We start from the raw sequence: 10,391 nt of genomic DNA on the forward strand, positions 1-10,391 counted from the left end.
AAGCGTCAAAGTTAACGTGATTCTAATATCATGCAGGATTGCACGTTTTTAAAAGGCGAGCAGTCCTGAGATATAAAGTTAATATCTTGTGTTACGCAAAATGTAAAAAAGTTTGAAAGAGTAGGGTGGAATAGATGAACCTTTTGGTGTTAGTTATTATGAATAAACTCTCTCTCACCGTATTCCACCACCCCAAGCATATCGCATATTTTGCTGGAAAACGCTCCTACATAAAATGAACAGTTCCTTTATTTACGTAAGGTGAGTTAATATCTTTCTTTAACTTCTTTCCCACACCCCAGATTTGCCGCCTTCTTTTTTAACTAATCTTACTTTATCAATCGTCATGCCCCGATCAACCGCTTTGCACATATCATATATCGTGAGTAAAGCGACTTGCACTGCATTTAATGCTTCCATTTCGACACCCGTTTGACCGCGTGTTTCAACTTTAGTTTGACAATACACTGCATCTTCATCTGGCAACGTTGTGAAATCAACACTGACATGAGTTAGTGCTAACGGATGACAAAGTGGGACTAAATCACTGGTTTTTTTAGAAGCCATAATCCCTGCAATCCGCGCAATACCCAGCACATCGCCTTTTTTATGATTACCTGTTTGAATCCGTGCCAAGGTATCAGCTTGCATATAAATCCAGCCTTCAGCGATAGCAATACGATGGGTTTCAGCTTTATCACCTACATCAACGATATGGGCTTCACCCGCTTGATTAAAATGTGTCAATTCCGACATAGATAGAATCCTTCAATAATGTGTTTTCAAAAACAGTCTGAAATATAGTTATTTTATTTTAAGATAATACAGGACTGGCAGTCCTAAGTTTTAAAACTATTTGATATTTAAAGTATTTCAGGACTGCCAGTCCTCACCTAAGATAGAATTGACTATAGTGCTAAAAACAGTTCACAATGATGACTAATCATAGCCTCTTTCTCTGAACTGATTGTAACTGATATTCCCCGTTTTCCAGCCTAGGCAATCCCAATCTATCCCAAAAATAAATTGACTCATAATAATAGTTAGGTATGCTGCTCACACATTTTGAGCTAACTGCTTTATAATCCTAGACCGAACAACTAAATTTAATATGGTCATAACAAAATCTACCTGAAGTTATGATTTTCTTGACCTTCGGACGACCCTAAGACCAAAGCAAACTCAATGGAGGGATATATGTCTGTGAAATATGCTTACTCATTCCAAGAAGGGGATGGTAAAAATAAAAAATTACTTGGTGGTAAAGGTGCAAACCTTTGTGAAATGACACAAATTGGTTTACGTGTACCGCCGGGTTTTGTAATTACCACAGAAGCTTGCTTGCAATATCTTGAACAAAAAATCTTACCTGATGGTTTAATCGATGAGGTAAAAGGTCATATTCAAGCAGTCGAAAAAGCAAATGGACGCGGCTTTGGTGATGCTAACAACCCATTGTTAGTCTCTGTTCGTTCTGGCGCGGCAATGTCAATGCCTGGCATGATGGATACCATTTTAAACTTAGGCTTAAACTCTGCAACCTTACAAGGTTTGATTCAACATACAGGTGACGAACGTTTTGGCTATGATGCGTATCGCCGTTTTATCCAATTATTTGGCAAAGTCGCGCTAGGGGTTAATGATGAAAAATTTGACGTACATTTTGATCAAGTAAAACAACAAGCAGGGGTCAAAGTTGACGTTGGCTTAAGTGCAGAAAATCTTAAAGAAATTAGCGAACGTTTCCTAATGGTCGTGAGAGAAGAAACTGGTCGTCCTTTCCCTGAAGATGTGTACGAACAACTCGAAATTGCAGTAAAAGCGGTATTTAATTCATGGACAGGTCGTCGTTCTATTGATTATCGCCGTGAATTCAATATTACTCCAGCAATGGCTAACGGCACTGCGGTTAACGTGGTGGCAATGGTATTTGGTAACATGGGTGATGATTGTGCCACAGGTGTGGGCTTTACTCGTGATCCGGGTACAGGCGAAAATCACATGTACGGTGAATACCTTGTTAACGCCCAAGGTGAGGACGTGGTGGCGGGGATTAGAACCCCGAAACCTGTACAGGAAATGGAACAAGAATTACCAGAAATGTACAAGCAGCTAGTGGACTTACGTAATAAGTTAGAAAACCACTATCATGAAGTACAAGATTATGAATACACGATTGAAAAAGGCACTTTATATTGCTTACAAACCCGTAACGGTAAAATGAATGCTGCTGCGATGGTTAAAACATCAGTCGAGTTATTCAACGAAGGTTTAGTATCAAAAGAACAAGCTTTATTGCGTGTTGATCCTGAGCATTTAGAACAATTATTACATCCACGTTTAGACCCTCATGGCACAATCCTGCCACTCGCCCAAGGTTTACCAGCCTCTCCGGGTGCTGCATGTGGTCGCTGTGTGTTTGATGCCGATCAAGCTGAAGTTTTAGGTCGCGGCGGTGAAAAAGTGATTTTAGTTCGTGAAGAAACCAAACCTGAAGATATTCACGGCTTCTTTGCATCACAAGGTATTTTAACCAGTCGTGGTGGCAAAACCTCACATGCTGCAGTAGTCGCACGTGGTATGGGTAAAGCCTGTGTTGCGGGTGCAGAAGGCATTTCTGTGGACACTCGTATGCGTCAAGCCCAAGTTGGCGATGTGACGTTATGCGAAGGTGATGTGATTACCATCGATGGCAGTACAGGTAATGTTTATCTGGGTGAAATCCCAACTATCCCACCTAAATTCTCTGAAGAATTACAGGTTTTATTGGGTTGGGCTGATCAGCTTGCACAAATCAAAGTTATGGCAAATGCAGATACGCCACCAGCCGCACAACGTGCTGTAGAATATGGTGCAATGGGTATTGGCTTATGTCGTACTGAACGGATGTTCAACGAAACTGACCGTTTACCTATCGTGGTTGATATGATTTTGGCGCGTAACCCTGCTGACCGTCAAGTGGCATTGGATAAATTATTACCTATCCAACGTGAAGACTTCAAAGGTATTTTCAAAGCCATGTCACCACGTCCTGTCACAGTACGTTTACTTGACCCGCCAATGCACGAATTCTTACCTACAGAGCAACAGCTTTTAGATGATTTGGATGCTTTGCGTGAATATTGTATTGTAGTTAGAGGTCGTTCTACCGTATTGAATACTTTACGTGACCATTACACATTACCTGCACCATTTGATGCGATGACAGAAGAAACCGTGATTGCTGCAATTGGCAAGAAAGATGAAATGTTACGCAAAGTGCGTGAATTATACGAAGTGAATCCAATGTTGGGTCATCGTGGGGTGCGTTTAGGCTTAACCTTCCCTGAAATTTATGCGATGCAAATCCGTGCGATTTTAGAAGCGGCTGCTGAATGTATCAAAGAAGGCGTAGAAGTGCATCCAGAAATCATGGTGCCTCAGGTGATTACTTCTCAAGAATTGACCCGAGTGAAAAGCTCCGTTGATGAGATTCGTGAACAAGTTGAAAGTCAGCACCGAGTTAAACTTGATTTCAAATTTGGTACAATGGTGGAAACTGTACGTGCATGTACGCGTGCCAAAGAGTTGGCAAATGAAGTGGAATTCTTCTCATTCGGTACTAACGATTTGACTCAAGCCACTTTCTCCTTCTCTCGTGAAGATGCTGAAAACAAATTCTTACCGATGTATAACGACAATGGTATTTTGCAAGATAATCCTTTCGAAGTACTTGATGTAAAAGGTGTCGGTCAGTTGATGCAAATGACGGTGGAATGGGGTCGTAAAACCCGTGCAGGCTTAAAAGTGGGTATTTGCGGTGAGCAAGGCGGTCATCCTGCGTCAATTCGTTTTTGTCATCATATTGATTTAGATTATGTGTCTTGTTCAGCACCGCGTGTCCCAATTGCACGTTTAGCTGCAGCACATGCTAAATTATTAGAAGATAAATACGAAATTGAATAGCAATAATGTGTTTTATCTGATTTAGTTTTTAATTTGTAGGGTGTGGCTGATTCGCATCCTACGTTTTGATTTTTGGAATTATCAAACTCTCAAAATGTCCTCAATATGGCTTTAGAAAAACATCACGGCGGCTGGGTTATTATTTTCAGTTTTATGATTAGCTTAATGCTGGCTATCATGCCATTACCTCAATGGGCAGCAACTTGGCGACCTGATTGGGTTGCACTGGTATTAGTTTACTGGGCGATTGCGACACCACAGCGCGTGGGTGTGGGTGTAGGCTGGTTTATAGGGATATTACATGATGTTTTAAGCGATACACTACTGGGACAGCATTCACTTGGCTATTGTTTACTGGCTTATGCTGGGGTGAAATTACATCGTAGGATTCGAGTGTTTCCTTTATGGCAGCAGGCTGTCGGCATTTTTGTTTTGATTATGATTTCACAAACTATAGATATTTGGATACGTGGTATGTTAGGTCATCCGCCACAAGGCTTGTCATTTATTTATCCTGCTATTACCAGCACATTATTTTGGCCATGGATATTTATTTTACTGCGCGATATGAAACGGGCTTATCAAGTATTTTAAAAATACCTAAATATAAGATTTTAGGACTGCTCCAGTCATTCTTATTATTCAATTTGCGGATATAGTCCAGCAACCATTTGTTTGTATTCTTCTAAATTGCTCACCTTAAAAATCAATGTTCTCCAGACACAAAAAAGCGATAAAGCCAACCCATAATAGCCTTACCGCTTTCTTTATATCTTAAACTTCTTCCAAAATATGTAATACTTCTTCTAGCTCTCTGACAAGCTGCGGAATCAGTTGCTGATTGTCTGGCATATTCGCTTCTGCATCCTCTTCTAAACGATGTTTTGCACCACCGATAGTAAAGCCGTGCTCATACAGAAGACTGCGGATTTGACGGATCAAAACCACATCTTCATGTTGATAGTAGCGACGGTTGCCTCTACGTTTAATGGGCTTCAGTTGGGTAAATTCCTGTTCCCAGTAACGTAATACGTGAGGTTTAACCGCACATAACTCACTGACTTCCCCTATCGTAAAATAACGCTTAGCGGGGATGGCAGGTAGCTCATTATTGCTCGACGGATCCAGCATATCCTTCTACTCGCGCTCTTAGTTTTTGACCAGGTTTAAAAGTAACTACACGTCTTGCACTAATAGGTATTTCTTCGCCTGTCTTAGGGTTACGCCCCGGACGTTCATTTTTTACGCGCAAGTCAAAATTACCAAAACCTGATAATTTAACTTGATCACCTTTTTCTAACGCACAGCGAACTTCTTCAAAGAACATATCCACCATTTCTTTGGCTTCGCGCTTATTTAAGCCCAATTCTGCAAATAATTTCTCTGCCATTGCAGCTTTTGTTAGTGCCATTTTTACTTCCTTAGTTCAGCATTCAATCGATCTTCAAAGGTTACGAGTAATTTTGAAATTACTTCATCAACTTCCGACTCGGTTAGATTGCGCGAAAATGCCTGAAAAATCAAGCCCATTGCTAAACTTTTTTTGCCTAATTCTATACCTTTGCCTTCATATACGTCAAATAACTGTGCATCAATTAGGATTTCTGGGGCATTTTCCCATACACAATCTAGCAATTCTTTCCATGTAACTTGTTGAGAAATAAGCAAAGATAAATCACGACGTACAGATGGGTATTTAGAAATCGCTGCAAACTTCGTCACTTGTTTAGCAAGCACATCATCTAATTGTAATTCAAATAAAAAGACTGGGGCAATTAAATCTAATTCCGTCATCAATTGAGGATGCAGTGCACCAACTAAACCAATTTGCTTTTCATTTTGGAAAATAGCCGCCGTTTGTCCGGGGTGCAAGGCTTCATGTTCTGTAGGTTTGAAGTGATAAGGAATCGCTGCTAATTTCAATAAAGCTTCAACATCGGCTTTGACATCATAAAAATCAATTGCTTGGTGTTTAACATCCCATTGCTCTGGATAACGTGAACCACAGGCGACCCCTGAAATACACGGCTGTTGTAATAAATCATCATCGGTTTTGATGAAGCGCAAACCTGTTTCAAATAAGCGAATACGGGATTGTTGGCGTTTTTGATTATATTGTAATGCTTGTAATAAGCCTGTCCACAAATTCGTCCGCATCACTGCCATATCGCTGGCAATCGGATTGGCTAAGGCAATTGCGCCCGCTTTTGGATTCACTTTTTGTTGCAATTCAGGGTCAACGAAACTGTATGTAATCGCTTCTTGATAGCCATTTTGAGTCAGTGCTGCTTGTAATTGACGAATGCTTAATTCAGGCTGTTTACTCAAATTTAAACTGGCTTGTGGTGGACGGCTAGGGATATTGTCATAACCGTGAATCCGCGCGATGTCTTCGATTAAGTCGACTTCGATTGCCATGTCAAAACGAAAACTGGGTGGTTGTACTGTCCAGTTATCCCCATTTTGTGTGATGTTCATGCCTAAACGCTGCAAAATGTCAGTGACTTCCGCTGTTGGAAATCCGAGACCTAATATTTTTTTGATTCGGCTGCTGCGTAATTCGATGCTTGGAGTTGATGGTAAATCCGCTTCTGAGACGACTTCAATCACTTCGCCTGCTTGACCGCCTGTGATGTCTAATAATAAAGCGGTGGCACGTTCTATCGCTTTGCGTTGCAATTGGAAATCCACACCACGCTCGAAACGAAATGAAGAATCCGTGTGTAAACCATAATGTCTGGCACAACCTGCTAAATTTTTTGGAGTGAAAAACGCACTTTCTAAGAAAATATCCACCGTATTGTCTGTAACCGAAGAATCTAAACCCCCCATCACACCCGCTAAAGCTAAGGCTTGTTTATGATCGGCAATCACTAAGGTGTTTTCGTCTAATTCAATTTCTTGTTCGTCGAGTAAAGTCAATTTTTCACCCGCTTGTGCCATCCGTACTTTTATACCGCCAGAGAGTTTATTTAAGTCAAATGCGTGCATCGGTTGACCCAGTTCCAACAATACATAATTGGTAATATCGACCACGGGGCTGATGCTGCGAATATCACTGCGACGTAATTTTTCTTGCATCCATAATGGAGTCTGCGCTTTGACATTGACGTTTTTAATCACTCGACCGACATAACGCGGATTGGCTTCAGGGCTGAGGATTTCCACTGGCAAGGTATCGCTAATTTCAGCAGGGATTTGAGGAATTTCAACGGTGGAAACATCTTGACGTGTTAGCAAACCCAATTCACGTGCAAAGCCTGCAATGCTGAGGCAATCACCACGGTTAGGGGTAATATCAATATCAATACTGGTGTCGTTGAGATTTAAATAATCATGAATGTCTTGACCCACAGGTGCATCACTGGCAAGTGGCATTAAACCATCTATATTATCTTCTAAGCCTAATTCTTTGGCAGAGCAGAGCATTCCGTGAGAAGGTTCACCACGCAATTTCGATTTTTTGATTTTCATTGTGCCGACTTTGCCACCGACCATTGCGGTAGGGACTTTCATGCCTTCGCACACGTTAGGCGCACCACAGACAATGTTAAGCGGTTCATCTTGACCGACGTTGACGCTACACACGCGCAATTTATCTGCATTGGGATGCGGCTGGACAGATAGCACTTCACCAATCACAACTTTAGTAAATTCACCTGCCACAGGCTCAAAACTATCGACTTCTAAACCCGCCATGGTAAATTGCTTCACTACTTCTTGTGTATCAATAGCAGGATTGACCCATTCTCTAAGCCAGCTTTCACTGAATTTCATAATTGTTGTTTCCGTATCCTAAAGCATTTTATTTTAGAGGGGCATGATAGCAAATGTGGGGCGGTTTTTCGATTTCTGATGGAAGTAATTATGTGATACTAATTTGACCAGCTTTCAGATTCATCTCGTCTGCAAGAATTTTGGGAGACCGCAAATTTACGCTGTTCTTCTAGTTTTTTTTCTAATTTTTGCTTGGTTTCTGAATCAACAGGCAAAGCTAAAGGAATATGAAAGCTTATTTTATGTGTAGAAGTATTTGAATTATTTGATTTACCCCCAGCACTTAAATCAAGAAAGTTAACAACTTTGAGTTTTGCTTGTGCATTTGTTCCAGTATCCTCGTTAACAACAACTGCAACATCAAAGTTAATTAAAAACATGTGCATACCTAAATCAGTTAACTCTCCAAAATATGACGATGCTTTTGAATTACTATATTGGTGAGCAGGATTAACAAATCCTCCATGCTCTCTAACAACTTCTTGTGCCTCAGAAACCCCCACAACAATTTGAGATAAAGCTTCTTTTACAAAGTCTTTGAGTTCCATAGTATTTTCCTTGACTAAGCATTAATTTACCTAACTTGTTAAATTTTCTCATTTTTTAAATAAGAGTTAAAAATTTTATCACAACTAATAAAGTTCATATCTTCATTTTCGTTAGAAATAATAGTTTGCACTTTTGGACTTAATGAACTTGTGCCTTAGATATTTCATTACATATAGTCTTTGAAGTCATCAAGTGGCGCATCAAAATCATCCGCAAGTTTATACTTTACTTTTGAACATCCAAACATACGCTTTTTTAGGCTGATTTTCTTGCTGTTATTTTTACCTTTATTCGCTCTTTATATGAACTGTCTTCCACAATCTTTACACATCATCTTTGGCTTTTTGTTATGAATCGTTCCATTTTTTATATAATTTGATGAACCACATTTTGGACAAACCACCATGCTTCACTCCTAATTCTCTCTTTACGCTCATAATATCAAAATACCACTACTTTGATAGGACTACCAAAAAATCGTGGTGAAAATCTTAAATGAAAAATGACTTAAATGGAATGGATTAAAAGGGGTGTAACATTGATAAAAGCAGCGGTTTGCAGCTAAAGAATCGAAATGAGATGCCCATACAAGACTCAAGCATGAGATGTATGAGCAGAGAGAGTGATTACGCTTCAATACGTTTTAAAGGTTTAAATTGTGGAGAATCAGGGTTTTTTGCCAATGCTGCCCAAGGGTCTACCTGTGAAATTTCCTGAGAAGCTAAGAACCGCTCATGTAATGACTTACGTTCTCCTGCATCATCCACAATAATCTCTTGCACATATTTTAAACCCACACGTTCAATCCAAGGTGCTGTCCGTTCCAAGTAATGGGCTTGTTCACGATACAACTGCATAAACGCACCACAATATTCTTGGACTTCTTGTTCCGTGGTTACTTTGCACAATAAATCTGTAACCCGAACCTTAATACCACCGTTACCACCAATATGTAATTCCCAACCTGAATCCACAGCGACCACGCCGAAATCCTTAATCGTTGCTTCAGAACAATTACGCGGACAACCCGAAACGGCAATTTTGAATTTATGCGGAGTCCAAGAACCCCATGTCATTTTTTCTAATTTAATTCCCATGCCTGTTGAATCCTGTGTGCCAAACCGACACCAATCCGAACCCACACAGGTTTTCACCGTCCGCAATGCCTTGCCATACGCATGACCTGAAACAAAGCCCGCTTTATTCAAATCTGCCCAAATATGTGGCAACTGCTCTTTAGTTAAACCAAATAAATCGATACGTTGACCGCCCGTGACTTTGACCAATCTCACATCATATTTATCTGCAACATCTGCAATAGCGCGTAATTCAGCAGGATTAGTCACACCGCCCCACATCCGAGGGACAACCGAATAAGTTCCATCTTTTTGGATATTGCCGTGCGCTCGTTCGTTGATAAAACGTGACTGACCATCATCTTCAGCTACATCAGGGAAACTGCTAATCAGATAATAATTCAAGGCAGGGCGACAAGAGACACAGCCATCAGGCGTTTTCCAATCTAAAGCTTCATATACGGCATGAATGCTAGTTAAGTTTTGTTTAATAATTTCGTCTTTAACTTCATCATGGGTTAAATCAGTACATTTGCATAATGGCTTGTGCGCGGGAGAAGCTGAATAATCATTGCCCAAAGTTGACGCTAATAATTGCTCGACCAAAGCAGTACATGAACCGCAAGAGCTAGACGCTTTAGTATGGGTACGCACATCATCAACCGTGAATAAATTCTTTTTCACAATCGCGTTAACAATGTCGCCTTTGCACACACCGTTACAGCCACAGACTTCAGCATCATCAGGCATGGTCAAAATATGATTTTCATCACCGTGACCGCTATCACCTAAATGGGCTTGACCAAATAATAATTTATCCCGCATTGAACTGATATCGGTTTCATCGCGCATCAATTGGAAATACCAAGAGCCGTCTAAAGTCGCACCGTATAACACTGCACCAATGATTTTATTGTCTTCAATCACTAATTTTTTATAAACGCCAAGGCTGGGGTCTTGGAAAATAATGTCTTCACTGCCATCTGTGCCTGTGAAATTACCCGCTGAGAATAAATCAATGCCCGTGACTTTCAATTTTGTTGA

General features: G+C 40.5%; 9 protein-coding genes and 1 pseudogene. 2 read left to right on the top strand and 8 right to left on the bottom strand.

What is annotated here, in order from left to right:
* Positions 1–279 precede the first annotated feature (279 nt).
* Entirely contained in the window at positions 280–756 is a 477-nt protein-coding gene (moaC, locus tag ABXH34_RS14995) for a cyclic pyranopterin monophosphate synthase MoaC (protein ID WP_353572698.1), read from the bottom strand.
* A 441-nt stretch (positions 757–1,197) separates the two neighbouring features.
* Between moaC and ppdK the strand changes: the two genes are divergently transcribed.
* Both ppdK and mreD read left to right on the top strand, forming a co-directional pair.
* A complete protein-coding gene (gene ppdK / locus ABXH34_RS15000; protein ID WP_353572699.1) occupies positions 1,198–3,945 on the top strand; it encodes a pyruvate, phosphate dikinase in 2,748 nt (915 codons plus the stop codon).
* Positions 3,946–4,050: 105 nt separating this feature from the next.
* Positions 4,051–4,539: a rod shape-determining protein MreD gene (gene mreD, locus ABXH34_RS15005; protein ID WP_353572700.1), complete on the top strand. Its 489-nt coding sequence runs from the start codon at positions 4,051–4,053 to the stop codon at positions 4,537–4,539.
* 180 nt (positions 4,540–4,719) lie between these two features.
* Here mreD and ABXH34_RS15010 read toward each other — a convergent pair whose 3' ends face one another.
* From ABXH34_RS15010 to ABXH34_RS15035, 7 genes and pseudogenes are all read right to left on the bottom strand, one after another.
* The gene (locus ABXH34_RS15010) at positions 4,720–5,076 is read right to left on the bottom strand and encodes a MerR family transcriptional regulator (protein WP_353572701.1); all 357 of its coding nucleotides are present in this window, start codon (positions 5,074–5,076) and stop codon (positions 4,720–4,722) included.
* Complete coding sequence (locus ABXH34_RS15015; protein ID WP_353312527.1) at positions 5,054–5,356, bottom strand: integration host factor subunit alpha; 303 nt, start codon at positions 5,354–5,356, stop codon at positions 5,054–5,056. The genes ABXH34_RS15010 and ABXH34_RS15015 overlap by 23 nt, the downstream gene beginning before the upstream one ends.
* 2 nt (positions 5,357–5,358) lie before the next feature.
* Positions 5,359–7,722, bottom strand: a complete 2,364-nt coding sequence (gene pheT / locus ABXH34_RS15020; RefSeq protein ID WP_353572702.1) for a phenylalanine--tRNA ligase subunit beta — start codon at positions 7,720–7,722, stop codon at positions 5,359–5,361.
* Between the two features lie 98 nt (positions 7,723–7,820).
* Positions 7,821–8,270, bottom strand: a complete 450-nt coding sequence (locus ABXH34_RS15025) for a hypothetical protein (protein ID WP_353572703.1) — start codon at positions 8,268–8,270, stop codon at positions 7,821–7,823.
* Positions 8,271–8,437: 167 nt separating this feature from the next.
* Positions 8,438–8,539, bottom strand: a pseudogene (locus ABXH34_RS15030) (hypothetical protein); the annotation flags it as partial.
* Between the two features lie 30 nt (positions 8,540–8,569).
* The gene (locus ABXH34_RS18770; RefSeq protein ID WP_502710418.1) at positions 8,570–8,677 is read right to left on the bottom strand and encodes an IS1/IS1595 family N-terminal zinc-binding domain-containing protein; all 108 of its coding nucleotides are present in this window, start codon (positions 8,675–8,677) and stop codon (positions 8,570–8,572) included.
* A 220-nt stretch (positions 8,678–8,897) separates the two neighbouring features.
* Positions 8,898–10,391: (2Fe-2S)-binding protein (locus tag ABXH34_RS15035; protein ID WP_353572704.1), on the bottom strand; the 1,494-nt coding region annotated here is incomplete at its 5' end.

Source organism: Candidatus Albibeggiatoa sp. nov. BB20 (assembly GCA_016744725.1).
Lineage (GTDB): Bacteria > Pseudomonadota > Gammaproteobacteria > Beggiatoales > Beggiatoaceae > Albibeggiatoa.

Bases quoted from the DNA above. Each gene is read 5' to 3' on its own strand.
- pheT (WP_353572702.1), bottom strand. From the start codon at position 7,722: ATGAAATTCAGTGAAAGCTGGCTTAGAGAATGGGTCAATCCTGCTATT.
- mreD (WP_353572700.1), top strand. From the start codon at position 4,051: ATGGCTTTAGAAAAACATCACGGCGGCTGGGTTATTATTTTCAGTTTT.
- ppdK (WP_353572699.1), top strand. From the start codon at position 1,198: ATGTCTGTGAAATATGCTTACTCATTCCAAGAAGGGGATGGTAAAAAT.
- ABXH34_RS15025 (WP_353572703.1), bottom strand. From the start codon at position 8,270: ATGGAACTCAAAGACTTTGTAAAAGAAGCTTTATCTCAAATTGTTGTG.
- ABXH34_RS15010 (WP_353572701.1), bottom strand. From the start codon at position 5,076: ATGCTGGATCCGTCGAGCAATAATGAGCTACCTGCCATCCCCGCTAAG.
- ABXH34_RS15015 (WP_353312527.1), bottom strand. From the start codon at position 5,356: ATGGCACTAACAAAAGCTGCAATGGCAGAGAAATTATTTGCAGAATTG.
- ABXH34_RS18770 (WP_502710418.1), bottom strand. From the start codon at position 8,677: ATGGTGGTTTGTCCAAAATGTGGTTCATCAAATTATATAAAAAATGGA.
- moaC (WP_353572698.1), bottom strand. From the start codon at position 756: ATGTCGGAATTGACACATTTTAATCAAGCGGGTGAAGCCCATATCGTT.